The 24,702-nt window shown below is 38.0% G+C and carries 28 protein-coding genes; 7 read left to right on the forward strand and 21 right to left on the reverse strand.

The window, feature by feature from the left end; translation table 11 throughout:
- Window positions 1-13: 13 nt before the first annotated feature.
- The 12 genes from C0Z22_RS09250 to C0Z22_RS09305 all read right to left on the reverse strand — a co-directional run bounded on the left by C0Z22_RS09250 (window position 14) and on the right by C0Z22_RS09305 (window position 11,997).
- Entirely contained in the window at window positions 14-751 is a 738-nt protein-coding gene (locus tag C0Z22_RS09250) for a hypothetical protein (RefSeq protein WP_103218081.1), read from the reverse strand.
- A gap of 65 nt (window positions 752-816) precedes the next feature.
- Window positions 817-1,551 carry a hypothetical protein gene (locus tag C0Z22_RS09255; RefSeq protein ID WP_103218082.1) on the reverse strand — a complete coding sequence of 245 codons (735 nt, stop codon included), beginning with the start codon at window positions 1,549-1,551 and terminating at the stop codon, window positions 817-819.
- A gap of 391 nt (window positions 1,552-1,942) precedes the next feature.
- Complete coding sequence (locus C0Z22_RS09260; RefSeq protein ID WP_103218083.1) at window positions 1,943-2,737, reverse strand: hypothetical protein; 795 nt, start codon at window positions 2,735-2,737, stop codon at window positions 1,943-1,945.
- 350 nt (window positions 2,738-3,087) lie between these two features.
- On the reverse strand, window positions 3,088-3,603 hold the full coding sequence (locus tag C0Z22_RS09265) for a hypothetical protein (protein WP_103218084.1): 516 nt from the start codon (window positions 3,601-3,603) through the stop codon (window positions 3,088-3,090).
- Window positions 3,604-3,636: 33 nt separating this feature from the next.
- Window positions 3,637-4,749 carry a hypothetical protein gene (locus C0Z22_RS09270; RefSeq protein ID WP_103218085.1) on the reverse strand — a complete coding sequence of 371 codons (1,113 nt, stop codon included), beginning with the start codon at window positions 4,747-4,749 and terminating at the stop codon, window positions 3,637-3,639.
- A 120-nt stretch (window positions 4,750-4,869) separates the two neighbouring features.
- Window positions 4,870-5,652, reverse strand: a complete 783-nt coding sequence (locus C0Z22_RS09275; protein WP_103218086.1) for a hypothetical protein — start codon at window positions 5,650-5,652, stop codon at window positions 4,870-4,872.
- Between the two features lie 173 nt (window positions 5,653-5,825).
- On the reverse strand, window positions 5,826-8,945 hold the full coding sequence (locus tag C0Z22_RS09280) for an efflux RND transporter permease subunit (RefSeq protein WP_103218087.1): 3,120 nt from the start codon (window positions 8,943-8,945) through the stop codon (window positions 5,826-5,828).
- Between the two features lie 17 nt (window positions 8,946-8,962).
- The gene (locus C0Z22_RS09285; RefSeq protein WP_103218088.1) at window positions 8,963-9,481 is read right to left on the reverse strand and encodes a hypothetical protein; all 519 of its coding nucleotides are present in this window, start codon (window positions 9,479-9,481) and stop codon (window positions 8,963-8,965) included.
- On the reverse strand, window positions 9,478-10,701 hold the full coding sequence (locus C0Z22_RS09290; protein WP_103218089.1) for a TolC family protein: 1,224 nt from the start codon (window positions 10,699-10,701) through the stop codon (window positions 9,478-9,480). The genes C0Z22_RS09285 and C0Z22_RS09290 overlap by 4 nt, the downstream gene beginning before the upstream one ends.
- A 49-nt stretch (window positions 10,702-10,750) precedes the next feature.
- Window positions 10,751-11,083: a hypothetical protein gene (locus C0Z22_RS15905; RefSeq protein WP_146037857.1), complete on the reverse strand. Its 333-nt coding sequence runs from the start codon at window positions 11,081-11,083 to the stop codon at window positions 10,751-10,753.
- A 33-nt stretch (window positions 11,084-11,116) separates the two neighbouring features.
- Window positions 11,117-11,446, reverse strand: coding sequence for a hypothetical protein (locus tag C0Z22_RS09300; RefSeq protein ID WP_103218091.1), 330 nt, complete (start codon window positions 11,444-11,446; stop codon window positions 11,117-11,119).
- Between the two features lie 14 nt (window positions 11,447-11,460).
- Complete coding sequence (locus C0Z22_RS09305; protein WP_103218092.1) at window positions 11,461-11,997, reverse strand: DUF924 family protein; 537 nt, start codon at window positions 11,995-11,997, stop codon at window positions 11,461-11,463.
- A 70-nt stretch (window positions 11,998-12,067) separates the two neighbouring features.
- Here C0Z22_RS09305 and C0Z22_RS09310 point away from each other — a divergent pair, with 70 nt between their 5' ends.
- The 3 genes from C0Z22_RS09310 to C0Z22_RS09320 all read left to right on the forward strand — a co-directional run bounded on the left by C0Z22_RS09310 (window position 12,068) and on the right by C0Z22_RS09320 (window position 14,771).
- Entirely contained in the window at window positions 12,068-12,835 is a 768-nt protein-coding gene (locus tag C0Z22_RS09310) for a hypothetical protein (RefSeq protein ID WP_103218093.1), read from the forward strand.
- A gap of 83 nt (window positions 12,836-12,918) precedes the next feature.
- Window positions 12,919-13,524: an FKBP-type peptidyl-prolyl cis-trans isomerase gene (locus C0Z22_RS09315; protein ID WP_103218094.1), complete on the forward strand. Its 606-nt coding sequence runs from the start codon at window positions 12,919-12,921 to the stop codon at window positions 13,522-13,524.
- Between the two features lie 125 nt (window positions 13,525-13,649).
- A complete protein-coding gene (locus C0Z22_RS09320) occupies window positions 13,650-14,771 on the forward strand; it encodes a lipocalin family protein (protein WP_158246875.1) in 1,122 nt (373 codons plus the stop codon).
- A 30-nt stretch (window positions 14,772-14,801) separates the two neighbouring features.
- Here the strand turns inward: C0Z22_RS09320 and C0Z22_RS09325 are convergent, their stop codons facing one another.
- The 7 genes from C0Z22_RS09325 to C0Z22_RS09355 all read right to left on the reverse strand — a co-directional run bounded on the left by C0Z22_RS09325 (window position 14,802) and on the right by C0Z22_RS09355 (window position 20,561).
- Window positions 14,802-15,206, reverse strand: coding sequence for a hypothetical protein (locus C0Z22_RS09325; protein WP_103218096.1), 405 nt, complete (start codon window positions 15,204-15,206; stop codon window positions 14,802-14,804).
- A gap of 124 nt (window positions 15,207-15,330) precedes the next feature.
- A complete protein-coding gene (locus C0Z22_RS09330; RefSeq protein WP_103218097.1) occupies window positions 15,331-15,510 on the reverse strand; it encodes a hypothetical protein in 180 nt (59 codons plus the stop codon).
- A 56-nt stretch (window positions 15,511-15,566) separates the two neighbouring features.
- Window positions 15,567-15,890, reverse strand: a complete 324-nt coding sequence (locus tag C0Z22_RS09335) for a hypothetical protein (RefSeq protein WP_146037858.1) — start codon at window positions 15,888-15,890, stop codon at window positions 15,567-15,569.
- Window positions 15,880-16,431: a hypothetical protein gene (locus C0Z22_RS09340; RefSeq protein WP_103218099.1), complete on the reverse strand. Its 552-nt coding sequence runs from the start codon at window positions 16,429-16,431 to the stop codon at window positions 15,880-15,882. The genes C0Z22_RS09335 and C0Z22_RS09340 overlap by 11 nt, the downstream gene beginning before the upstream one ends.
- Before the next feature lie 25 nt (window positions 16,432-16,456).
- The gene (locus tag C0Z22_RS09345) at window positions 16,457-17,491 is read right to left on the reverse strand and encodes a fatty acid desaturase (protein WP_103218100.1); all 1,035 of its coding nucleotides are present in this window, start codon (window positions 17,489-17,491) and stop codon (window positions 16,457-16,459) included.
- 68 nt (window positions 17,492-17,559) lie between these two features.
- Window positions 17,560-19,455: an acetate--CoA ligase gene (gene acs / locus C0Z22_RS09350; protein ID WP_103218101.1), complete on the reverse strand. Its 1,896-nt coding sequence runs from the start codon at window positions 19,453-19,455 to the stop codon at window positions 17,560-17,562.
- Window positions 19,456-19,529: 74 nt separating this feature from the next.
- Window positions 19,530-20,561, reverse strand: coding sequence for a serine/threonine protein kinase (locus tag C0Z22_RS09355; RefSeq protein ID WP_158246876.1), 1,032 nt, complete (start codon window positions 20,559-20,561; stop codon window positions 19,530-19,532).
- An 80-nt stretch (window positions 20,562-20,641) separates the two neighbouring features.
- On the opposite strand from C0Z22_RS09355, the gene C0Z22_RS09360 reads away from it, so the two are divergent.
- The gene (locus C0Z22_RS09360; RefSeq protein WP_103218103.1) at window positions 20,642-21,082 is read left to right on the forward strand and encodes a DUF4430 domain-containing protein; all 441 of its coding nucleotides are present in this window, start codon (window positions 20,642-20,644) and stop codon (window positions 21,080-21,082) included.
- A 12-nt stretch (window positions 21,083-21,094) separates the two neighbouring features.
- Here C0Z22_RS09360 and C0Z22_RS09365 read toward each other — a convergent pair whose 3' ends face one another.
- A complete protein-coding gene (locus C0Z22_RS09365; protein ID WP_103218104.1) occupies window positions 21,095-22,582 on the reverse strand; it encodes a YdiU family protein in 1,488 nt (495 codons plus the stop codon).
- A gap of 6 nt (window positions 22,583-22,588) precedes the next feature.
- Window positions 22,589-22,810 (reverse strand): SlyX family protein, encoded by a 222-nt coding sequence (locus C0Z22_RS09370; RefSeq protein ID WP_103218105.1) that lies wholly within the window; start codon window positions 22,808-22,810, stop codon window positions 22,589-22,591.
- A gap of 137 nt (window positions 22,811-22,947) precedes the next feature.
- Between C0Z22_RS09370 and C0Z22_RS09375 the strand changes: the two genes are divergently transcribed.
- From C0Z22_RS09375 to C0Z22_RS09385, 3 genes are all read left to right on the forward strand, one after another.
- The gene (locus tag C0Z22_RS09375; protein ID WP_103218106.1) at window positions 22,948-23,460 is read left to right on the forward strand and encodes a TlpA disulfide reductase family protein; all 513 of its coding nucleotides are present in this window, start codon (window positions 22,948-22,950) and stop codon (window positions 23,458-23,460) included.
- 65 nt (window positions 23,461-23,525) lie between these two features.
- Window positions 23,526-24,257 carry a YebC/PmpR family DNA-binding transcriptional regulator gene (locus C0Z22_RS09380; protein WP_103218107.1) on the forward strand — a complete coding sequence of 244 codons (732 nt, stop codon included), beginning with the start codon at window positions 23,526-23,528 and terminating at the stop codon, window positions 24,255-24,257.
- Complete coding sequence (locus C0Z22_RS09385) at window positions 24,257-24,691, forward strand: DUF5522 domain-containing protein (protein ID WP_103218108.1); 435 nt, start codon at window positions 24,257-24,259, stop codon at window positions 24,689-24,691. Before C0Z22_RS09380 ends, C0Z22_RS09385 begins: the two co-directional genes overlap by 1 nt.
- Window positions 24,692-24,702: the final 11 nt, after the last annotated feature.

The following is a 24,702-nucleotide window of genomic DNA, read 5'->3' on the forward strand; positions in this document are numbered from 1 at the left end:
TTTAAGCGTTTAGTTAATCAGCGATCTCTTCTTGTCGAATATAAATTCCACTTATTCCCCACTTCCCATTATAAATATCAGATTTTCTAAATCCCATACTGTTATACTCACCGTCGATAGTAAACCTTAAATATTCAACATCATCTTTTGTTTTCAAATTCAACTGTCCAAGTCTATCCACGATATTTTTCAATCGCTTCTTAGTCAGGATATATTCTTTCAAATATAGTCTAGGATGAATCACACTAGATATTTGTGTTTCATATTTAAAATCAGGATTTATAAAGTAATGAATACACTCCTTATTTTTTTCACTTAGTGCACACTTTCTAAACTCATTTACAAGTTCTTTGAGTGAATCATATCCTTTAACATAAAATAGTTCTTTAGAAACCCTTTCCGGGCATGAAACAACATTATAAGACTTTAAAGCAATTCCCTCTTGCTCTACTCTGATACAATCTCCTGTCTTGTATCGATAAAAGTATCCTGATAAATTTAAACTACTTTCACGCCTATGAGCATCAGTAAAGAGCTCCTTTTTAATTTCGGGGAAACTATCAGGAATGAAGGCGTAAGATATTAAAACAGGAACATTCATATTAATATTCCAAAAAAACGATCTAGTATCTTTTTTATAACTATCGAAGAATTCTGGCTCGAGGCCTTTATCCTTACTAGTGTCAGAGTTACTTCCAAAGACTAACGAAATCCAAAAAATACATAATACGTTTTTTAAAATATTATTCATTATCAATGCCTCTCTCTAGGTGTTTTATCGTAGACGTTATCCAACGGAAAATGCCTAAAACTAATTCAAATATACGATTCAAACTTTTGAATATATTGCCTAAGAGCTTCAATTTTATTGCAAGTATCTTTATTTAAACAATATTTGATAATCTCAAACTTGTCCTGACTAGAAAACATGACTTCGAATGTTTTGGCCTTATTTCCCTTATTCAGTTTCACATATTTGAAATCATGGTAGCCTAAATCATTTCTAAAAAAAGAAAAGACAACACTGTCTTCAGAAGTCGAATAGTATTTTGTTGGTATCGCTATATACTTCTCATTATTTAATAACTTTTCGATCTTTTCATCAGTTAGCTTTGGATATCTATTTTCGATTTCAAGTTTCTCACAATTCAATTTCTTATAATTACAGTATTCATAAATTTCTAACGGATAAACACTTCTAAACACTCTAACAATATCCTTTTCCATATAACGATAATGTATTAATTCACCATTAAAATCTTTTAATCCTTCATAATTAAAAATGAGAATATCCCTATCTGATATCGTAAGTGTAAACTTCTTATAAGTATCTAGATCAAAATCTTGAAGATATTCCTTTCCACATCCACTACGTAACTTTCGATTATCAATTACTACGGGCTTAGCACAATTCATAAAATCTCTTCTAAGCTTTAATATTAATACACTCCAAGAATACGTAGGCTTAACTCTTCTTGAGTATGATGAAGTAGAGCTTAATAAGATTAAAATCATCAATATTGATTTTGAATAAAGCGTGAATTTAAGCAAGAATGCCCTCCTCTTCATAAATACTTCTTAGTCGCTAATACAGACTTCATTCACTCACAAATATATGAAATAATTATCGGGTATAAATGAACTGAATGTTACCTATTTCCACACAAGTTATATTGAGTCCGAGTTCATCGTATTTAGCAGTGTCAAAGTCAAGAAATTCTAAAGAAAGAGATTCCAGAAACTAGAACTTTTCTCAAAAAAATTGCCAACAATATGAGAAAAGTTGATTGGTATGAATGTGAGTCTGTTGTACGAGGAGATTTGTTGCTCATTTTCACTTCGTGAAAGAAAAAGCACCTGGAACACCTATCCAATACCATTAATATAAACAATGTTCACATTCTTTCTTGGAGAACACTTAAGTTTTGCATAAATATTAGAACTAATTATGATTCTTAATAAAATGATTATATTCATCTAAGAACTCCTCTATCTCTCTATCATATTTTTTATACATCCAATGGTCTCTATCTAGAATAATATTATCTATTCCTTCCTTATCTTTTATATAACTATAAATTTTCAACTTCATTGGCTCGATATGCGGAGAACAATAATTCACAACATGAAAAAATGAATTACTGTGCACCTTTTTCAATTTACTTGCAAAGTCATGACTTTCCCTACTTCCGCCAATTTTCAACAATTCTTTTCGAAATATTTTTCTTTTATTAGTATTAAAAAGGAGATAATCATAATAAAGTGTTAAGTCTTGGTCATACTTAGTCTTCGAATAACGATAGGTTTCTAAGTTTTCATAAAGCTCTCTTACACAACCTCCAAGATTTTCATCATGAAAATACCAAGTATAGACCTCTTCTTTATTCTTTAGATCGAGACTGAAGAACTTCGTATTGTGTTTTGCAAATTCTTTCCAGATCTTTATGATATCTTCGTCTGCATCTTCTCCAATATTACTTATGATATATTCCCAAAGATCATCTCTGATGCCGTCTTCATTTTCATCGACTCCTGCTAAAGTCTCCGTTCTATCTTGCCAAAAGATATACCAAGGACGGTCGAGCTCCACGATTATTCCATATAGCAACCACGGACCAAATAACACCGTTAAAACTCCACCAAGCACGACATAGTAAACAAGGTGCGGAAGAACAAAACTTGCAATTAATGCTTTTATTGTAAACTTCGCTACCTTCTTCTTTTTACTTTCATTCATTTAAAAATCCGTTCCTAGTGCTTGCACATTAAATCAGCCTTACTCAATCTTAAATAAATCATGAATGCTTATCGACATTATACAGGCATAAATTCAATATACTTACTGGCTTTAGGATTAAAATAGAATTGTCTTCTATATATTTAATTTTATAATAATTTTTTGAGAGTTAATTGCTAATTTTCACTTCGTGAAAATGTCGCTTTTATATTGCGGAGACATTCCCATTGGCCCAGAGACGAACCGCTCGGGCTTGGACCCTCGCTCTCGACGCTAATCTCTAGCTAAAGAGTTGGGGGCCTAGCACCGCAAACAATAGCCCACCTTTGGGCGGCCAATTTTGCGGGTGCTTAATAGCGATCTTTAAAACGTATAATCAAAGATTGATTGATATGAAGGTTTCCGCGACGATAGTCGATGAATTTTGCACGCATTAAGTTTTTTAATGAGTGAGAGAAGTCCACATCGGCCATGGCAAATTCTTTGTAAGGATAACCGGCCCAAAGATTTTTAAGTTCAGCATGAAGATCTTTTTCTCTTTTTCTGAATTTACCTTGGTCTTTGAGATGGTAAATGATGAAAAGCTCTTCGTCTTCAAGATCAATTCCTAGGCCATAGCAGATGGCACTAAGGGCATGAACTGCTGCGATATACTTCTTATCTTTACCGAATTCATTTTGAAAATTAACAAAGCCTTTAAAGAATGCATCTAATTTGAAAACCATATTTTCATAGATTGCATATGTACTTTTTGATGAGTCATTAGAGACGTGGATACATTTATGAAGAAGTTCTTCAAATTGATCCATTTTCTTAAATTCTACTCTTTCTAATATTTCTTCTAATGTTTCTTGTAATTGTTCCATAGTCGTCTTTCTATCACATAATTCCTAAGCTGCCTATTGAGTAATACCGCGAATCTGATACTCTCTTGACGGCTTACGACGGCGATCGTATTCCTTTTGTCCAGGAGAGCGAGAGTCATTATAAATATCCTCTGCTCCATAATAATTACTGATCATACATACATTCAAAGCTGCAATACGATCACATTTTGATTTTACAATTCTCTTATAATTGGCCACGGCCTTTTGGTTGCGGGCCTCTCTTTCTGGTGTTAAGCGGTAGTATTCAACAAAGAGATTTCTATCCGCTGGATTAATTTCATCCTTGTACACATTGTAAACGAGCTTCTCGCAAGAAACATCCTTAAGCTCACCTTCAATAGCAGGAAAGTGATTCTTTAAAGTTGATGCTGATTGAGAGCGGAAGCCGCCTTGGTCGTTGTCCCCTGCAAAGAAAGAAAGGTTTGAATAAATATCTTCAATCTTGGCGGTTTCATTTTCACATGAGTTGAGCATTTGATCGACTCTTGTTAGAAGCTTCTCAAGATTCTTCTTTGTCACCTCGGCATTTTCATCATCACAAGAAATACACCACTCTCTTTCAGCGAAGTCCGAGTTCACATAGAGCATGGTTGCCAGAAGTGTATTTTCAAGTCCACTCATCGCATCCGCATGTGCAGTTGGAATGATAAGATCAAGGACAGTAAACCTACGAGTGGCCTTAACTTTTTCAACAAGTTCATCAAAGGCCTTATTAAAATCAAGCTTCTTGAAGTCAACAGGACGCTCATTCAAAAGAAATTGATTCTTAACCAGAGTTTCAATGGAATATTGTAATTTGTAGTTACCAACTCTAATGGTGGCCACACCGTTTTTAATCGTTGCAGGAGGGAGCTCACCGATGCCAGTCTTCTTTAGCCAGCGAAAGTACTTATGTTGCTCTTTAATATTTTTAAAGGATTGAGCATAGACCTCAGGGTCTTTGCGTCTCTGATTATAGCTATCCGTAATATTTACGAAGCGACGATAGTAGTTCTTCAGTGCAAACTCTTCAACGATGGCCTCGACAGAGTACTCCTCTTTCTCCACAATCATTTTTGCATGAGTCTGGGTAGCTGTCGCCAAGAGGCCAACAAGCGCTAAGATCTTAATAATCGAGTTCCTCATAATTATCTCCCATACGCTTAACGGAGTAATTATATCAATTATTAAATATTTATGTCAGAGATCTAAAGATATCAGTAAGATAGCAAGGCCATCGACATGGCCTCGCCCTAGTTATGCCAATTAAAATTGTGCTGATAATTGAAAGATAAAAGATGAGCCACATTCGAATTCATCCAGCTGATTGACTCCACAATCCATTGCTGAAACCGAATAGTCCATTGTGAATGAGCCTTTTTCGGTATTCAAATTGAAGCCATCTGCTAAATCAAGGCCTTGGGCCGTAAGAGCTGGAGCGATTGCTCTTTCTAAGTTCTCTGCACTAATTGAGATTTGTTTGAGCTTACCAAATAAAGTCTTCTTAACCACTGCTGGTACCACAATATCAATTTCATGCTCTTCAAAGATAATTTGAACTGCTTTTTTAGAGACAACGTTTAATTTCATTTTATTAAGTATTTGCTTAGTAGGAACTCCTTGCGAGATTTCATTACGTGAGCCTTCAACACTAATAACCATGTCGAAGTCACCTTCAATTGTCGACTTTGTTCCAGTAAGAGCATCTCCCTTAACCTCATAGAAATCCTTACCACGAAGCTCGATCGTAATTTCCATACCATTTTCAAGGTGATTAAAGCTTGTGTTAACAGTCTTAGCTAATTCATTATAGCTTACACCCTTGGCAAGAGCTTCAGTCATTGCCGTTGAACAAGATTCAACCTGTGCAAGATCTCCTCTTTTAAGTAAGGCTGCGGCCTTAGTGGAACCCTCAAGCGCACGAGCATAATTTACTGCAGCTTCACTATTTGAAAAGCGGCAACTTGATAGGCCATCATTAACTGACAATGATGCAAATGCTTGAGTGCTTAATAAAGTGATTGCTGTAGCAATAATAAATTTATTCAATTCAGGCTCCCTTGTACCTTCTTAAAAGTCTGGCAGTAAATTATCATATCTAGGAAATCTATCGAGTTATTTGAAAATTTGCCAATGGATGTCTTAGATTTAGACGCCTATTTTAAACAGGGAGAAATGGTCTTAAAACTTAAGATTTCTCTTAAGTTTCAAGACCTTAGAGCTTATTCAGTCTTCATTTGCTCAATAAATAATCGATATAATGAAGGAAGAACAACAAGTGTTAGAAGTGTTGCTGATATAATTCCTCCAACGACAACTGTAGCAAGAGGCCTTTGAACCTCTGCACCTAGCCCTGTTGAAAAAATCATCGGCAGGAAGCCGAAAATATCCGTTAAGGCCGTCATAAGAACTGGACGAAGTCTAACCATCGTCCCCTCCCTCACAACGTCATCAGGTGATTTTCCATCAGCTAAGAGTCGATTAAAGTAAGTCACAAGAACAACACCGTTTAGAATACTAATCCCACAAAGAGCAATAAAGCCAACCCCAGCTGAAATACTAAATGGTAGACCTAAAATCTTTAATGAAAGAACACCACCAATAAGGGCCATTGGTGCACACAGAAAAATTAGTAAGACTTGTGCATAATTCTTAAAGGCCGCATAGAGCATAACTAAAATGAGAAGCAGGGCCAAAGGAACTAGAACGCTTAGTCTTTCTTTAGCAGAAATAAGATTCTTAAAACTTCCACCCCATTCAATATAGTAACCTTCTGGAAGAGTTACTTCTTTTTCAACAATCTCTTTTGCAACTTTAACAAAGTTTTCGATATCTCGAGTTTGTGGATTAATAAGAATGGCAAGTCTGCGAACTGAGTTTTCACGACTAACTGATGCGTATGTTTCAGAAAGCTCAATATCGGCCACATCACTAATCTTAACAGTGTAGCCTTCAGAGATTCCAACAGGAAGGTTTGAAATTGTCTCCACATCCTTCCTCTCGTTTGCAGACAAACGAGTCATGATCGGATACTTCTTAACACCATCATAGATATCCCCAACTTGGGCACCACCGATAGCAGTTGAAATAACATCAAGTACAGGTTTACTACTTACGCCTAGTTTAGCTAGTTCATCAAGCTTTGGCGTGTATTGAATCATTGGAGCGAGCCCTTTTGATTCAACTTCAACCTCTCCTGCACCAGGTGTTTTTGCAATGGCCGCAGATACCTTAGTGGCGATCTCTTCAATGACTTTTAAGTCTTCACCGTAAACCTTAGCAGAAACAGACGCCCTTGTTCCTTCAAGTAACTCGTTAAAGCGAAGCTCTACTGGTTGGGAGAACATGGCCACTTGAGCTGGTATATTTAAGGCGAGGGCCTTTCTTACTTCCTCCATAAGCTCGGCCTTGTTTTTGATATGTTCATTCTTAGGCCACTCATCTCTAGGCTTAAGCATGACATATGAGTCCGAGATATTAACACCCATCGGGTCCGTACTAATCTCGGCCGCTCCTGTTCTTGCGAAGACCGTCTTTACTTGAGGAAACTCTTTAATAACATCTTCACTTAAGCGTTGAAGATGAATTGAGTTTTCAATACTAACATTAGCAGGACGGATAAACTGAACAGCAAAGTCCCCTTCATCTAATTGAGGAATAAACTCGGAGCCCATGCCCATAAAAAGAATTCCACCGAGAGCAATAGCAGATACGCCAAAACCGAGGACAGTCTTTTTAAATTTTAAGGCCAATTCTAAAATTGGAGCAAACGCCTTTTTTGCAAGAAGCATGATTCTTGGTTCACGATCTTGTGTATTAGAGCTTAAGAAAGTTGCAGCTAGAGCAGGAACTAAGGTGAATGAAAGTACAAGTGCTGAGGCAAGGGCCATAATGAAAGTTGTGGCCATTGGACCAAACATCTTCCCTTCAACTCCAGTTAGGGCAAATAGAGGGATGAAAACAGTAATGACAATGATCTCACCGAAGCCTGCGGCAGAACGAATTTCTATTGCACTTTCTACAACAAGATCTTTGATTTCAGCGCGTGTTAAGGCACGCCCAATTTCCTTTGTTCTCTTTTGTAAGCGGTGGACACAATTTTCAATAACAATAACGGCACCGTCAACAATGATCCCAAAATCTAGAGCACCAAGACTCATTAAATTTCCTGAAACATTTTGCCAGCGCATTAGAATGAAAGTAATTAAAAGAGATATTGGAATGGTAGCAGCAACAATAATTGCGGCCCTAATATTTCCCACAAGAAGCATGAGAAAGGCCATCACAAGTCCGGCCCCTACAATTAGGTTATGCTCAACTGTACTTAAGGTAGCATTAACCATATTCGAACGATTATAAACGATTTCGAGATTTACCCATGAAGGAAGATCCTTTTTAATCTCGTTGATACGCTCTTCAAGCCTAGTTGAGACTGCACGCGAGTTTTCCCCAAGAAGCATGAAGGCCGTTCCAATGACAACTTCTCTACCGTTATGAGTCGCCGCTCCAGTTCGTATTTCCTTATCAAATTTAACTTTTGCAACATCTTTTACGCGAATGATATCAAGAGAACCAAGTCGCTTAATGACAATATTTTCAATGTCCGAAATATTCTTTAATAGGCCAACTCCGCGAACAAGTAGCTGCTCTCCTGTTTGAGGAATATAGCCTCCCCCAACATTCTGGTTCGTACTCTCAATGGCGTTTTCAATATCATCAAAGTGAATTCCAAAACGGGCCATTTTATCAATATCTGGTTGGATGAAATATTGCTTCTCATAACCACCAATTGTATTAACTTCTGTCACACCTTTAACAGTTAGAAGTCTTGGCTTGATCAACCAGTCTTGGATTGAGCGAAGCTCCATAAGCTTCAGCATCTCCTCTTCTTCAGTTTTTACTTCTCCCTTAAAACTTAAGGAGTAGTGAAAGATCTCTCCAAGGCCCGTACTGATTGGCCCCATCTCTGGCTTCATTCCTATAGGAAGATCGATATTAACAAGTTTTTCAGAAGTAAGTTGTCTGGCGCGATAGATATCCACATCATCACTAAAGATGACAGTAACCTGAGAGATTCCGTATTTAGAAACTGAGCGGGTTTGCTCAACACCAGGCATTCCCGTTAAAGCTGACTCAATTGGAAACGTTACCATTCTTTCAATTTCTTCAGGAGTTAGCCCTTCAACAGGAGTATTAACCTGCACCTGGGTATTTGTGATATCTGGAACAGCATCAATTGATAATTTATCAAAAGAGTAAATACCGCCAATGATGAGAATTGCTGTGGCAATAAAAACAAAGAGACGGTTATGAACACTGAATTCAATTATTTTATTCATCATGATTCTTGCTCCCGTCCTTAATGTGCGTGGCCATATTCAGACTCATCTGTTGAGAAGATATCTGAAACGCGAAGAAGACCAATTCCGCTAACAACAATTTCATCCCCTTTAGTGAATGCTCCCGTTAACTCATGCTCGTCTATTAACTTAAAGAAGCCAGCTCTTTTACGATAAAGCGCACGCTCTTTACCAACCACAACGTAGGCACTATCTGGGATATTTACAAATCCCTTTGTGTACGTAGTTGTTTTAATAGCAAGTCTCTTCTGCGCTTCATTAGACAACTGAAAACCGTGCCTTTCATCAACTTTCGTGATGGCCTTGCCTTCACCAGTTTTCTCTTCCCCGTGTCCATGATGATCGTCGTGGTCGCCATGTTCTTCATGATCGCCGTGTTCTTCATGGTCACCGTGCTTATCATGATCGTCGTGGTCAGAATGTTCCTCATGCTTATGTTCGTCATGCTTGTGTTCGTCATGATGAGATTCACAGCCAACTAAACCGATCAGTAATATTATTAAGAATATTTTTTTCATATTTGTTCCTCTAGGATTGTTCCTCTTAGTAAATAGATATTCCATAAAGCTTCGACTGCTCCCATTTCGTAGTCGTTTCGCCTAATGGAAAAGTCCACCATTTGCCTGTGGGCCTCAATAATTAGCGATGTTGAAATCACACCGCGATCAAAGAGCTTTTCTATTCTCTTATGCTTCTTTTCTAAGACCGCCTGAGAAATCATTTTCTTGTAAACTGATTTGTAACGTTGATATTTTTGAATCCAATTCCTAAGATCGATTTGAAGATCAAGCTCATCGTAGCGAATTTGGTACTCACCCTTTTTAACTGCGGCCATCCCCTTGGCCTTTGCTCCATCATTTGTATTAAATACTGGTAAGTCAAAAGTAAGGCTTAGACCAAAGGCATGCTCTTTCTCATCATCAACTTTGGAGTATTCATACATCGGGCCAATTTTGAGATCACTATAAGCATTAGACTTGGCGACATCGTACTCAGCTTTTGCAACAGCAAGTTGTGCGAGTCCTTTCTTATAGTCAGTGCTATCTTTTAACTCTAATGACTTAAGGTTTATCTTCTTAAATTGGAACAACTCAGGAAGAGCACTTTTTGTGACGACACAATTCTTTCCCGCATTCAATTTCAGATGAACTTGGAGTTTAGACTTTTCAGCATGTAATTCAGATAGCCTGATATAGTAATCATCCATGGCAAAAGAAAGTGTTTCATACTCAACCTCTTGGCTTGGCGAAAGCGCTTTCCTAATCTTGCTCTTTTTATCAAGAACTTTCTTTAGAGAATCGTATGACTCTTGATAGACAGGTATAAGTTCTTGAACTTGTCTAAGGCGATACATATTTAGAATATTTTCTAAAACGACCTTTTCTTTCTCCCCTTTAAATTCAAGGCTACCAAGCTCTTTCATTCTCTGGGCCCACGTCTTACGCGATCCCCTCTTACCCCCTAACTCAAAAGTTTGAGTGACTTTAATCATCGAGGAAATCTCATTTTTTCCAGGCGTGACAATTTCTGTTTCAACCTCAGGGTTATAAACCTGATTGGCCGAATTGATTTCACCATCAAGCATCTCCTCATTGGCCTTTGCCAAGAGATTCACTTGATGATTCGATTTAATTTGCTTCAAAAATTCATTGGCATCTGTGATACGACAACTCTGTCCATAGGTATTTATGCCCATGCACAAAGCGAGAATCACGATGCTACTTCGACTAGTATTCATCGCATTAATCCTTTAAAAATAAGAATGTTAAAACTTTAAATTTGTAATGTTACGATAAAGAAGGTGGCTTCTTTGCCGGGTCGAGGTATGGGGATTTGAAGAAATCCAATCTTGGTGTTTGTGTGATATTAATTTCAATTAGAGGTAATTTAATTTCGACAGTATGTTCGAGATTGGCCAAGAAGTGAAGACCTGTACAATGAATATGACAGTGATCAGAACCGCTGTCGTGATCGTCGCAATGATCTGGATGGTCCAATTTAGATTTTTCGACTTTGGTACTCTCCATATTATTTACAGACAATTTAATTTCATGGGCCTCATGAGTGAAGCTCACAAAAATCATAAAGACTGTGAATAGTGAAAGTAGAATTCGCATCATGAGTAAAATACTAACATGCTCAGATATTGGAGTCTAGCCTCCAATTTGTTTCCACTTTAAATTATTTTTATCGAAGTGCGCCTTAACTTGATCAAGCTTTTCACCGTGAACTTCAATATAGTCGTTCTTAAAAGCGCCACCAACCCCTAGAGACTTCTTTAAATCTTTAGCAAGTTTCTGACACCACTTCTTATTTGCTGGAAGATCACTTATTTCAACGATTGCTCTTCCTTTTCCAGAAGTAAGCCTTCTAATTTTAAGAACAAGTTCAGACTCGTTAACTTCTTCATTAGAATTATTTTTACTATTTTTTTTTCTTAAATCACCGGCCTCATCAGACCATACTAACTTTGCATCTTTCATTCTTTAATCATAACTTAGAAACTAGAATTTGGCATTTTCAAAAATTCAATCTCTTCTGGTGTTGACTCTCGACCAAGAACTCCATTGCGATGTGGATAGCGGCCAAAGCGCTCAATGATGGCCATATGCTGATGCATATATTGAAGGGCCATGTCGTTATCTAATTTTTCAAATAGTCTCAATCCCTCTTTTTGAATGGTAAGAGATTCACTGTGCATATAGGGCATGTAGAGAAAGTGTTTCTTTCTAGTCGTAAAACCTTCATCTGTTTTTTGCAAAATGGCCTCCTGAGCTAAAACCAAGGCCATATCATCACTTGCAAAAGAGCGTGCATCACCACGATAGATATTACGAGAAAATTGATCGAGGATAATAATTTCGGCCAAACGACCCAGATGCTCCTCCCTCCATTCAAATAACTCTCCTTTTGCTGCCTTTGTATGAAGTCTGCCAAAGCGCTCTTCAATCTCGCGATCAATTCGAGCATCTTTCATCCACTTTTGCTCTTCAGTAAGCTCATCAAACCAAAAATCAAGTACTTCGTGATACATAAACTCTCCTACTTAATGAAAAATTACCCGATATCTTGTTCAAAATTCGAAATCTAGGTAGAACCTTGTCATGAAACAATTAATCCTTCTAGCGTGTTTATTTACATTAACAAAATCAATCTTTGCGGCCGTTAGCAAGGATGAGTATGAGCAAGTAAAAGCTGCTCTTTACCAAGCTTATAGTGAACTTGCCCCGTCACAAAATGAAGTTTTACAAATTAACTTACCAATTGCAGGTTTACCTGATTCGTATTGGTGGGATATTGATATGATCCATGCCTCATATGTTCAGGCCACAAATCAAGAAGATCAAATTGAACACCGTATTTACTTAATGGGTGGTTTTGGCCGTCTAGCAGGAATGACTCCAGATGGACTTGCATTAACAGCATGCCATGAAATCGGACACGGTATCGGTGGAGCTCCAAAGAAAGATGATCCAATGAATATGGGCTATCACTCTTCAATGGAAGGTCAATCTGATTACTTTGCAACAAAAGACTGCTTGGCGATCGTCTTTAAATACCTTCCAGAATTACGTGAAGTAAAAGAGAAATCGATCTACAAAGATCTATGCTCAAAACAAGATAAGCATGAGTACTTTACTTGTCTAAGACTTCTAACTGCTATGGAAGCAGATCAGGCCTTCTTTAAAAGCAATGGTGATGAAGTAAGTTTTGCGACATACTCTTCAAATGTAGCGACTGAGCTAAATACTGCCCCGTCATTTTATCCTAGTGCCCAATGTCGTTTTGATACGATGATTAACGGAATCTTAGACCTAGAGCGTCCAGAATGTTGGTACCCAGGTGGCGAGAAAAACGGAACATTGCGCTAAATACCTCCTATTTTTCGACATGTTCTCCATTAAATGCTAAGGTGCCCACTATTAGTAGATTTTAACCAAACAAAGGGTATTTAATGGAAACTCATATGGAAAAAGTAAGCTACATTATCGGTCGCCAAATTGGATCTGATTTTGTTGCACAAGGAATGGAAATCAATGCTGAAATTTTCGCAAATGCTGTAGCATCTGCAATGAAAGGTGAAGCAAGCCAACTATCACCAGAAGAAACTCAAAAAACAATGACTGAGTTCCAAGAGCACATGGCAAGACAACTTGCTGAAGCAGCGAACAAGCTAGCTGAAGAAGGTCGTGCATACCTTGAAACTAATAAAGCAGCCGAAGGTGTATCAACAACAGCTTCAGGTCTACAATATAAAGTTCTAGAAGCAGGTTCAGGAGCAACTCCATCTGCAGAGTCTACTGTAGAAGTTCACTACGAAGGTAAACTAATTGATGGAACTGTTTTTGATTCTTCATACCAAAGAGGACAAACAATTCAATTCCCTGTTGGTGGTGTAATTAAGGGTTGGACAGAAGCTCTTCAACTGATGAAAGAGGGAGACTCTTGGGAACTAACAATCCCATCTGAGCTTGCTTACGGTGAGCACGGTGCAGGAGCAAAGATTCCTCCACACTCAACTCTTATTTTCAAAGTACAACTTATCAAAGCAAACGTATAAGTTTCATAGGGGCCAAGTCATTGGCCCTTTTTTCTTAACTCACTCATAACCTTTCTTAACCAAACTTAAACTTCTAAATTGTTAATAAAAAGCTACATTTCCATCCATAACTTATGGGAGGATTCATGAAAAAAGTATTAATCTTTTTGGCAACACTACCATTTTTCTTTAATACTGCTCTTGCAGAAAGAAAAAGCGGAGAAGAAGTAAAATTATCAACAACAGAGACAGTCGGTGCAATGAAGCACACAAAACGTTTTAGAAATTTCTTAAGCGCGGCCAAAATTGCAGGCCTTGATGATATCGTAACAATCGATCACCCGATCACTATCTTTGCACCGAATGATGCAGCATTTGCTAAGTTACCACCTGAAACAGTTGAGTACCTTCTAGCAAATCCACTTGAGCTAAGAAAGCTTTTACTTTATCACATTGGATATGGCCGCCACGAAAAAAGCGATCTTAGACAAAAGAAAGAAGTTAAGACATTCCACGGAAGAGTTATTCTTGTGGATCAAGACAGTGAAGAGTTTATCCTAAACTCAAGTACACTACGTCTTGGAACATTAAAGAAACACGATAGAAATATCATTGTTCATGAAATCAATGAAGTATTACTTCCTTCTGAAGAGCTTCCTGCAAACAACTTCCAAACAGTTGAGTATGTTGACCTATCTCGCTACCTTGGTACTTGGTACCAACAAGGTGCATATGACGCCTTCTTTAACCTAAGATGTCAGGGAACAAAAGCAGAGTATAAGCTTAAGCACAATCGCATTAGAGTTAAAAACTCATGTCAGCTAGTTAATGGTGAAGAAAAAGTTGATAAAGCTTATGCAAAAGTAGTGGATAAGATTTCAAATGCAAAACTTAAGGTTAGCTTTGTTCCTCTACTTGGATACTTTGGTGTTGGCGCTGGCGACTACCAAATCATCCACCTCGATGAAGAATATACTGAAGCTATCGTAGCTGATAGAAATAGAAATACGCTCTTCATTTTGACTCGTGACAGAGAAATTGCTGAGTCAAAATATGAAGAATTAGTACAAATTGCTGTAAATCAAGGTTTTAGACCGGAGTATATTAAGAGAACTCCAGTATATGAAGTTGTTGAGCCTGCTGAGCCAACTGAACCGACAGTAGAACCAACTGAGCCTAATGATCATACAGATGGTGACAATCATGACGGTGATCATGATGGGGATATTGTAATTACAGATCCAGTTGAGACTGAAGTAATATTTTAGAAAAAAGAAGGGCCAGATTCTGGCCCTTTTTTATTGAACTCTTACAAGATTTTTACAAACGATGATATTTCTCTCTTTCTTTGGGAAATGGGGAAAGAGATTATATTTTGAATCAAGAGAATCAACCATGAATTTACCATTCTTTTGTTTCTCTAAAACAAGATCATTAAAGCCTGTGAATTCGTCATCATGAAACCAACGAGTCTCAATCCCTGTATACTGACGATAGAGTCTAAACTCATCTGACTTATCTGTTTCTAGCTCGCCTTCAAGCACAAGAGACTTATCTCCTTTTTCAACAGTTGCATGACAGTATCCATCTTCACATTCAATACTAACGGCACAGCCACTAGAGCTCTCATAATTGCCTTCTAATTTTGCGGCAAAAGAATTAAGTGAAACTAGCGCAAGTAATGTTACTAAAGTAATTTTCATTGTGAACCTCATAATTTTTTTTTGAATCTAACAGAAATCAAATTCAAATCATATGAAGTGAGTAAGAAATATTATGGTGATTAGATTTTAAACAAGGGGGCAGTGCCCCCTTAAGTAACTGTAATTATAGGGAATACATTTGAACAATGATTACCGCAAAAAAGATTGCTAGAAAAAGGCCCACACAGAAATAGAATCCCCAGACACTTCCCTGCTCTTCATCATTATTATAGTGTTGTTTAACCTTACCTTCATAATCGTATTTCTTTACTTCGACAGAAGTATCTACTGATGTGTTTTCCATACATCCTCCATTGGATTTAAATCAAAAAAATAAAAAATAAAAAGTTATAAATTGATCTAAGACAATGGTGGACTGAGTCCAGAATGAATTCCTTGATAGAATTTTGAATCGAGATTGATATAAGGTAATGAAAAGTGACCAAAGACAGAAATAACTAAATCACTTTCATCATTTTTTAAATGAGAATAATCATCAGGAAAGTCTTCCAAAGACTTGAGCTCTGGCGCCCTTGTTCGATTTTCGATAGAAGAGCTAGTCTCATGATTAAAGTCTAAGAATATTTTTGCACTATCCTCAACATCAATTTGAGTTGAAGATGCACTTGCGATACTTCCAAGAAAGAAGATCCAGCTAAATAGAAGTATTTGCTTAATTTTCAAAGCGCCATAGTCCTCTAACATTTGTTACGCCATTTACGCGCCACTTATCTTTCTTCATTAAGCTGAAAATAACTTCAACTGGCTTAAGCTCATATTGGCCTTCATTGATATTTTTCAAAATAATTGCATTTGTTTCCGCACGATTGGAAACAAGTGGTGGCCTAGTTAATTTCAATAAGGCAATTTGCATATCAAATTTATTATCAAACTCTGGAACAATAATGACAGTTCTTACTGTCGCTCGATTTCCTTCAACTTTGACATCAACCACTTTGAAAGACAGTAAACCTTGAATTGCAGAAAGAACCTCTTTCTTTGTCTTCTTGATATTCTTTTCCCAAGCAACGACATCATTTACGAAACCGCGATAGTCTGCGATCTGCTGCTGACTACCAAAACCAGGGTCGTAGTAATTAAAAGTTTCTTCAAAATTCGCTGAAAAGGTTTCTCTAATAACAGCTTCAACTGTTTGTTCAGGAGTAGGCTTAGAGCAGCTTACGAGTGAAGAAATTAAAATTAGTAGAATTACAAATCGTTTCATTCTAACAGTATACACGCTGGCCTAATTATGGCCTAATCATTTCTTTGTCAAATCTTTGTATTGAGAGAGAAGTCACTAAAACATGGAAAATACTAGAATAAGTATTACTTTTATAAATATGATCCGCAGGAAGTTTCTCCATTAACTCTTTATGGGCAGCTGCTAAATTCGTATACGGCAGCTCTGGAAAGAGGTGGTGAATAGCATGATAATTAAGTCCATTAACAAAGATGAAAAATGAACTTAATCCAGACTCAATTGTCACTGTATCAAGTAAATGCTCCTCCCATGTCATCGGAACAAGACTCTCGTTCGCATAGAGATGATTAAAGAGTGCTCGATACATATTCAGCGTCGAAGAAATCACAACGATTGAAAACCAAATCCATATCGTCTGCAAAGGAAGAACTTCCAGGAAAATCAATAGTCCAATTGCAACTTTATAAAGTACACACATAAGATCATTTCTTACCATGCGAGCAATATCTTTTTTTTCATTTCTTATTGGCCTTTTATAGTCCATCGAAAATGCAAGAGTTGAAATATTCTGATAGACCCATTTCTTTTGTTCTGTATTTAAAAAGATATATGTCAGAGGGAGAATTCCAAAACGGATGACTTGAATGATAGGTAAAGCAACTGAAGCTAAGAACGGCCTTGTTAAGGTTAGGAATCGAAACTCAGAAATATACTTATATTCAGGGTCTCTTTCAGTGCCATATGTTTTCTTACCATGGTGAAAAAGATGGGCATCTCCAAGATAGACAGGATAAGCATTAGGCCATCCAAACAGGATATTAAAGGCTGTACGATAGCCTTTTACCTTCTTTGCAATATGACTTACTTCATGGACTAAGATCGTTCCACGATAGATAAAGAAGATAGCAAGAATGAATGTGAAGATATTAAAGTGAAAACAAGTATAAAAGAAAGCACTCCATCCAATTAGAGCATTAGAAAGAAGGTCAAACCAAATCCTACCTTTTTTTAAGGCATGATGGTTCTTTAAGATCTCCTTCATTAAATGAATGTCATCTCTTTTGATAGTTGTCTCTCTCATTATACTTTTCTAGCACATAAGAGAGACATACATAATATAAGAATTGAAAACTTAACTTAAATTAAGTGCTACTTCACACCATTTTTAATTTCTTCAACCACTGATGGATCAAGAAGTGTTGAAGTATCGCCAAAGTTATTGAAGTCATGGGCCGCAATCTTTCTAAGTATTCGACGCATAATTTTTCCAGAGCGAGTTTTTGGAAGTCCTGGAACAATTTGAATTTTATCTGGGCGAGCAACAGCACCGATTTCTTTTACAACAGTTGCGTTAATAAGCTTTGTTACCTCGGCCTCGTCAGTAAGATTAGTTACAACGTATGCGTAGATCCCCTCACCTTTAACGTCATGTGGAAAACCGACAACAGCACTTTCAGCGATGGCATGATTCTTACCAATAGCATTTTCAATTTCGGCCGTTCCAAAGCGGTGTCCTGAAACATTGATAACATCGTCAACACGTCCAGTGATTCTAAAATATCCTTCAACATCACGTTTTGCGCCATCACCTGAAAAGTAATAGCCTTTGTACGTTCTGAGATAAGCATTCATAAAACGCTCATGATTCTTGTAAACCGTACGTAGCATTCCTGGCCACGGATACTTAATACAAAGCTTTCCTTCGGCCATTGTTTCACCAATTTCATGCCCATTATCATCAACTAACACTGGAACAATTCCCGGAAGAGGAAGAGTTGCCTTACATGGTTTTGTTTTCGTAAGCCCTGCAAGTGGAGAGATTAAAATCCCACCAGTTTCAGTCTGCCACCAAGTATCAACAATTGGGCATTTCTTCTTTCCAATAAACTCATTATACCAATGCCAAGCTTCCGCATTAATTGGCTCACCAACTGAACCTAGAACCTTAAGAGTTGAAAGATCATACTTAGCAGGTACATCATCTCCCGCGGCCATAAGGGCACGAACCGCAGTTGGTGCTGTATAGAAATGTGTTACCTTATTCTTTTCAACAATGTCCCAAAAACGTCCCGCATCTGGATATGTTGGAACACCTTCAAACATCATTGTTGTGGCGCCGTTTAGAAGTGGCCCATAAGTAATGTACGTATGACCAGTGATCCAGCCAATGTCGGCAGTACACCAGTACATATCATTTTCTTCTACCTGAAAAACGTTTGCAAAAGTATATGCTGCCCAAACCATATACCCAGCTTGAGTATGAAGAACTCCCTTAGGTGTTCCTGTTGAACCAGAAGTATAAAGAATGAATAATGGATCTTCGGCATCATGCTGAGGTGCCTCGTGTTTGTCTGATGCTTTATCAAAAACATCATGCCACCAAATATCGCGTCCCTCTTTCATGGCCACTTCATTTCCAGCGCGCTTATGAACGATGACAGTTTTTACACTCTTACATGCACTATCTTCTAGGGCCTCATCAACAATAGGCTTAAGCTCTGTCACTTTCGTTCCGCGAAGTCCCCCATCGTTAGTGACAAGAACACTACACTGAGCATCTTCAACTCTTCCAGCAAGTGCTTGTGCAGAAAATCCACCGAAGACAACTGAGTGGATGGCACCAATTCTTGCACAGGCAAGAACAGTAAACATAAGCTCTGGAACCATCGACATATAAATACAAACGCGATCCCCTTTTTTTACGCCAAGCCCTTCTAGCATATTTGCTGTTTTACAAACTTGAGCGTGAAGTTCTTTATAAGTAAATTCTTGATTGGCTTCATTCGGATCGTTGGACACAAAGACCATCGCTTTCTTATCACCCTTCGTTGCAAGATGGCGATCAAGACAATTTTCTGTGATATTTAATTTTGCTCCATGGAACCAACGGATATCTCCGTCTTTAAAATTACCTAGAGTTACTTCATCCCACTTCTTAGAAAATTTAAAATTTTCTGCAATAGATCCCCAGTATTCTGTTGGATTATTTTTGGCCTGCTCATAGGCAGCTTCATATTCTTCGAAAGTCTTTAAACGAATATCCATATTCATTACCTCGCTAAATTACTTATTAATTTTTTATGTCAGAGGTAAATTTTCTCGCAACTTTTAAGATACGTCTAGTACTGGTAAGGATTCTTAACTTCTATTATCTTAGATAGTAAGGCCCTTAAATCATTCATCTGCCCATACCAGTAATTTGGCGATTCAAAATAGCCAAAAGTATACTTGAATGAAGGGTCATCCCAGCGCTTTGCTATCCAGGCACTAAAGTGTATTAGCCTTAATGCACGAAGAGAAGGAATGAGCTTTAGTTGCTCGTATGGAAATGAGCGAATGCTATCGTAGGCTTCTAGAAAGATATTGCGATCAATGACAGACTGTTGGTCATCCCCAGGGCAAATAGGCCAAACATCTTGAACCACTGGGCCCATTACCATATCGTCAAAATCAACAAAGAATGAGTCATCCCCTCGAAGGATGATATTACCCTTATGAAAGTCTCCGTGAACTCTTTGATAACTTACATTTTCAAAAAGTGGTTTTGATTCAGCAATGATTTGTTCGCAAATTGTAATGAAGTGCTCGCGAATATCAGTTGGAATATAATTTGTCGAAGCTAAGAACTTTAAGTTAGCGACTCCATACGTCTCAGGAGTAAGCTTAATTCTGTGATCAGCACTTTTTAAGGCACCAACACTGTGAATACGAGCAAGTGAGCGGCCCATAATTTCAAGCTGCTCGATATTCATCTCTTCAGGGTTTCGTCCCCCTCTCTTTTCATAGAGACAATAGAAAATTTTGTGGTTCGGCATTTCAAAGATAGTTGTGCCGTCAATTTTAAGTGGAGCAATTACAGGAATCTCCGCATCATCTAGATCCTTTATGAAGTCATGCTCATCAATGATCTGATCTTTCGTCCAGCGTCCAGGACGGTAGAACTTGGCCACAATGAAATTATCACTTGGAGACTTAATCTCTGCTTCTGGGCGATCCACCTCAATCTCATAAACGCGGTTTTCAATACTATTTAGTGGTAGGCAACGCCCTGTTGTCTTAAAACCGACAGCATCAATAGCGTCTAGAATGGCCTCTGGATTCAATTGGAAGAAATATTGGGTTTCTTCACTACCCCATACATAATCAGTCATGTAAAAAATCATATGCTTGCGCATAGTGCCATGGCAATGAAAACCTAGGGTGTTAGAAAGCCTTATACTTAGGAGAGATTATGTACAAATTTGCACTTTTAGCACTTATTTCAACTTTTAGCTTTGCCGCAACTTTTGAATTTGTTGGCCCTTGTAAAAGAGGAGCTCTTTTTAAGACTGAGATGCAGCTTAAAAAAGGTTCAACTGTAGGAAGTGCTACGATTGATCTTCTCAATAATTTTGGTATTGCTTATAAAGGAACTCAAAGAGCAATGAACTCGATCTTTGATACGCCAACAGGACTTGATGCCATGGAAGTCTTAAGTGATACACAAATGAATGCTCACGGTTGGTGCTATTCTGTTAATGGCCAAAGCCCAGAAGTATATCCAGATGAAGTTCCAATAGGAAATGGTGATCATGTGATGTGGTGGTTTGGTTATGCTCACTACGATAGTGGAGAATGGCTAACTCAGTGTGAACCAACTTGGATGCGTGCACCTTCTCAGTTTTGTAACTAAGAAGGTTACCCACTAGCTCGAACAACTTAGTGTCGAGCAACCTGGCCTTGATGTGGACCAATCAGGTGCCTTAACAAGAAAAGGTCTTGTGAATTCATTTAACTCATATGGATTAGCAATGGCCTTTTCAAGATTTCTAAGAGATGTCTCATCCCCTTTTTCTAAATCATCTAAAACCATCTGAACAATATAGTTACGCGGAATAAAAGCAGGATTCACTTCATTCATAATTCCAAATGCAATCATTGGATCAATTCTTTGAAGTTTCTGCTCTCTTTGCCATTTAGTGACCCAAGTATTAATTCGTCTAAGATCTGCATCACTTAAGCTTTTATAGAAAGCATCTTGCCAAGAAATATCCTTGCCTTCCATCACACTCATAAGAGTACGGTAGAAAAGAGTCATATCGGCCTGTAGCTCATATTTTAAATCAAAGAGCTCATCGATAAATTCTCGAGAACAAGTTTTAAGTCCTAGTTTCTTTGCCACACTCTCCTGATAGAAGCTGTGAAAATACTCAGGGTATTGATCTAGAGCTTCATCTAAACTTTCAAGGCAAACTGCTTGCAGGGCCTCTTTAAGCTGAGCAAGGTTCCAATATGCAATACTTACTTGATTAATAAAACGGTAGCGTCTTTCTCTAAAGTCCGTCGTATTTGGCGTCCAATTTGGATCGAAGCGATCAAGCCAACCATACGGCCCGTAATCAATTGTTAGTCCTAACATTGAAAGGTTATCAGTATTCATGACACCGTGGACGAAGCCCACACGCATCCACTCACTCATAAGAAATGCACTTCTGCGCACAACTTCTTTAAACATTTGGGCAATGCTCATGCCTGGAAAGTAATTATCAATCGTAAAGTTTACGAGCTCAGTCAACTCTTCTAATTCGTGATTGGCCGCATGGATCTGATAGTGCCCAAAGCGAAGAAAGCTAGGAGCAACTCTTGTGCAAATAGCACCTTTTTCATAAGCAGCATTTCCATCATAGAACATATCACGTAAGACTTGTTCACCTGTTTCAACAAGACATAGTGCTCTGGTTGTTGGAACACCCAAATTATACATGGCCTCCGAACAAATATACTCTCTTAAAGATGAGCGAAGAACTGCCTTACCATCGGCACCTCTTGAATAAGGAGTCAGACCTGCTCCTTTTAGTTGTACTTCAAGTCCTTCATAAAGACCTAAAGTCATGGCACGGCCATCACCTAGCTGGCCGGCCCAGTGACCAAATTGATGACCACCATAGCGAGTTGCAATTGGAGCTGGATTATATGATTCTTGGTTGCCACTTAGCAGAGAAAGCCAAGATGACTTATGTTCTTCAGTTATTCCCATGGCCCTAGCAAGATCGCCAGACCAGCAAAGCTCTTTAGGAGCTGGGGATTTTTCTGGTGTGACACGACTAAAGTGTGCACCAGGAGTTTGTTGTGGACGACCTGTGAGATTTTTAAACTCACGTAGTCCTTTATATGCAGTTTCTAACTTAATCATAGTTACCTAGTAATGTGGTGGCTTGAAATCCCTAAGATTATCAAGTGTCAATTGCTCTGCAGAATCCTCTCCTTGATTAGCAAGGAGGTTCCTAATATGTGTGACAAGTTCATCAATGATAAATTCTTGTTTCGTGACAACTTCGTTTAGTTGGCCAAGTAAATGATCTTGGTGACAAAACTTTTCTTCTAATGCGATTATTTTCTTTTCAAGTTCTTCATTATTCATGTCTATAAAATACTACATTACTCAAGTAGCGTCCATTTCTTAGTCGATGAATACTGTAGTTTTGGGCGCTTACAGACGTCAAAAATATTAGGATTTTATTAATAACTCCCCTTCCTTTACATGGTACAATTACTGCCATGAAAAAGAAGTGGAATATTGCCACAAATTTCATCTCCATCCTTCTTATTGGGTTTATTATTTACAAGCAGGCACCTGCTGTACTCAATAACTTTAAAAAAGAAGGAAGCACTCTTACTCCACAAGAGTATGTTGACCTTCGCACAAATCAAAAAGTCGATTTCCCTAGTAAGGATTTAAGAGATAGAAGCCTTGCTATCTTTTGGGCGACATGGTGCGCTCCTTGTAAAGTGGAAATGAAACGACTTCATCAATCTGTTTTGGAGGGCAAGCTCTCGCCAGATCAGATCTATGCCATCAACTCATTTGAAAATGAATCAACAATCAGAAGATTTATCGGTCAATCTCCATACGAGTTTCGCTTTATCTCTTCACCTTACGCAGTAAAAACTCTTGATGTAAAATCAACGCCGACAACAATTCTACTTGAAGGCCCACACGTTAGTTCCATGAGTTCAGGATTAAGCTTTATTGGTATTTGGCGCGCAGAGCAATACCTTGCTAAGAAGTAGAATTCTCGACAAATAGTTCCTCACTAGCTACTATTAACAATACTTTATTATTAAACGAGGATTCTATGGGAAGAAAATGGGCCAATATCGTCAAGAAGAAAGGCGCTCTTGATAAGGCAAAAAGTCAGATTTACACAAAGCTATTATTTGAAGTAACAAAAGCAGTAAAATCAGGTGGCGACGACCCAGGCTCAAACTTTATCCTTAAAATTGCTCTTGATAAGTGTAAGGCAAATAACGTTCCAAAAGATAATATTGATCGTGCCATCAAGAAAGGTCTTGGCGGAGAAGATGATGGATATGAAGAAATCAACTATGAGGGTTATGGGCCAAATGGTGTTGCGGTATTTGTAGAAGCTTCAACAAATAACCCTACTCGTACAATTGCTAACGTAAGAGTTCACTTCAAGAAGGCCGGCGGCTCAATTGGAACAACAGGTACTCTACAATATGTATTTTCTAGAAAGGCGCTTTTTGAAGTTCCAGTTGCAGACCTTGATGAAGATGAATTCACTCTTGAGATGATAGATGCTGGAGCGGAAGATATTGAAGTGGAAGATGGCTACTTTTCAATCACTGGGCCAATGGAAGTATTCGGCTCTATCTCTAAGAAATTAGAAGAGATGGGAATTACTCCAGAAGAAGCGACTCTTGAACAAATTCCACAAACATTCAAAGAAGTTGATGATGAAACGTATTTAACTATAATGAAGATGGTGGATGGCCTTGAAAGTGATGAAGACGTTCTAAAGGTTTACCACAATATTGAATTTGATGAGCGTTTCGAAAGTTTATAATGGATAAAGCAAAACTAACATATACAAATGAACAAGGACGAGAGGTGAAAACCTCTCAGTTCTTAAAAAATCGCGGCTCTTGCTGTAAGACTTCATGTCTTCACTGCCCTTACGGCTTTACCTTAAATAAACACGGTATTCAAAGCCAAGAAATTTCAGTAAATGACATAACGAAGGCCCAGGCCATCGTCGATGCCAACCAACAAGAATCTCTATCTGTTGCCTCTTCTTTAATGGGTGCAGCTTTTGGCGGTAGCAAGCCTAAGAAATTAACAATAACAGAATCAAATTCGTGTGATTTTGCTTTTGTTGAGCTTAAGGGTGAGATTTTTGGCCTTATTGAAAAAGGTGGATTACAGGCCAAGAAGCTCTATCTCAAAGAACAATTTAAAGAGCAAGGTCTCGATCTCGATACAGTAAATTCAGTTATATAGACACTGTTCAC

The sequence above is a fragment of the Halobacteriovorax sp. DA5 genome (assembly GCF_002903145.1).
In the GTDB taxonomy this organism is placed as follows: Bacteria; Bdellovibrionota; Bacteriovoracia; order Bacteriovoracales; family Bacteriovoracaceae; genus Halobacteriovorax_A.

Bases quoted from the DNA above. Each gene is read 5' to 3' on its own strand.
- C0Z22_RS09250 (WP_103218081.1), bottom strand. From the start codon at position 751: ATGAATAATATTTTAAAAAACGTATTATGTATTTTTTGGATTTCGTTA.
- C0Z22_RS09260 (WP_103218083.1), bottom strand. From the start codon at position 2,737: ATGAATGAAAGTAAAAAGAAGAAGGTAGCGAAGTTTACAATAAAAGCA.
- C0Z22_RS09265 (WP_103218084.1), bottom strand. From the start codon at position 3,603: ATGGAACAATTACAAGAAACATTAGAAGAAATATTAGAAAGAGTAGAA.
- C0Z22_RS09270 (WP_103218085.1), bottom strand. From the start codon at position 4,749: ATGAGGAACTCGATTATTAAGATCTTAGCGCTTGTTGGCCTCTTGGCG.
- C0Z22_RS09280 (WP_103218087.1), bottom strand. From the start codon at position 8,945: ATGATGAATAAAATAATTGAATTCAGTGTTCATAACCGTCTCTTTGTT.
- C0Z22_RS09285 (WP_103218088.1), bottom strand. From the start codon at position 9,481: ATGAAAAAAATATTCTTAATAATATTACTGATCGGTTTAGTTGGCTGT.
- C0Z22_RS09290 (WP_103218089.1), bottom strand. From the start codon at position 10,701: ATGAATACTAGTCGAAGTAGCATCGTGATTCTCGCTTTGTGCATGGGC.
- C0Z22_RS15905 (WP_146037857.1), bottom strand. From the start codon at position 11,083: ATGATGCGAATTCTACTTTCACTATTCACAGTCTTTATGATTTTTGTG.
- C0Z22_RS09300 (WP_103218091.1), bottom strand. From the start codon at position 11,446: ATGAAAGATGCAAAGTTAGTATGGTCTGATGAGGCCGGTGATTTAAGA.
- C0Z22_RS09305 (WP_103218092.1), bottom strand. From the start codon at position 11,997: ATGTATCACGAAGTACTTGATTTTTGGTTTGATGAGCTTACTGAAGAG.
- C0Z22_RS09310 (WP_103218093.1), top strand. From the start codon at position 12,068: ATGAAACAATTAATCCTTCTAGCGTGTTTATTTACATTAACAAAATCA.
- C0Z22_RS09315 (WP_103218094.1), top strand. From the start codon at position 12,919: ATGGAAACTCATATGGAAAAAGTAAGCTACATTATCGGTCGCCAAATT.
- C0Z22_RS09320 (WP_158246875.1), top strand. From the start codon at position 13,650: ATGAAAAAAGTATTAATCTTTTTGGCAACACTACCATTTTTCTTTAAT.
- C0Z22_RS09325 (WP_103218096.1), bottom strand. From the start codon at position 15,206: ATGAAAATTACTTTAGTAACATTACTTGCGCTAGTTTCACTTAATTCT.
- C0Z22_RS09330 (WP_103218097.1), bottom strand. From the start codon at position 15,510: ATGGAAAACACATCAGTAGATACTTCTGTCGAAGTAAAGAAATACGAT.
- C0Z22_RS09340 (WP_103218099.1), bottom strand. From the start codon at position 16,431: ATGAAACGATTTGTAATTCTACTAATTTTAATTTCTTCACTCGTAAGC.
- C0Z22_RS09345 (WP_103218100.1), bottom strand. From the start codon at position 17,491: ATGAGAGAGACAACTATCAAAAGAGATGACATTCATTTAATGAAGGAG.
- acs (WP_103218101.1), bottom strand. From the start codon at position 19,455: ATGGATATTCGTTTAAAGACTTTCGAAGAATATGAAGCTGCCTATGAG.
- C0Z22_RS09355 (WP_158246876.1), bottom strand. From the start codon at position 20,561: ATGACTGATTATGTATGGGGTAGTGAAGAAACCCAATATTTCTTCCAA.
- C0Z22_RS09360 (WP_103218103.1), top strand. From the start codon at position 20,642: ATGTACAAATTTGCACTTTTAGCACTTATTTCAACTTTTAGCTTTGCC.
- C0Z22_RS09365 (WP_103218104.1), bottom strand. From the start codon at position 22,582: ATGATTAAGTTAGAAACTGCATATAAAGGACTACGTGAGTTTAAAAAT.
- C0Z22_RS09370 (WP_103218105.1), bottom strand. From the start codon at position 22,810: ATGAATAATGAAGAACTTGAAAAGAAAATAATCGCATTAGAAGAAAAG.
- C0Z22_RS09375 (WP_103218106.1), top strand. From the start codon at position 22,948: ATGAAAAAGAAGTGGAATATTGCCACAAATTTCATCTCCATCCTTCTT.
- C0Z22_RS09380 (WP_103218107.1), top strand. From the start codon at position 23,526: ATGGGAAGAAAATGGGCCAATATCGTCAAGAAGAAAGGCGCTCTTGAT.
- C0Z22_RS09385 (WP_103218108.1), top strand. From the start codon at position 24,257: ATGGATAAAGCAAAACTAACATATACAAATGAACAAGGACGAGAGGTG.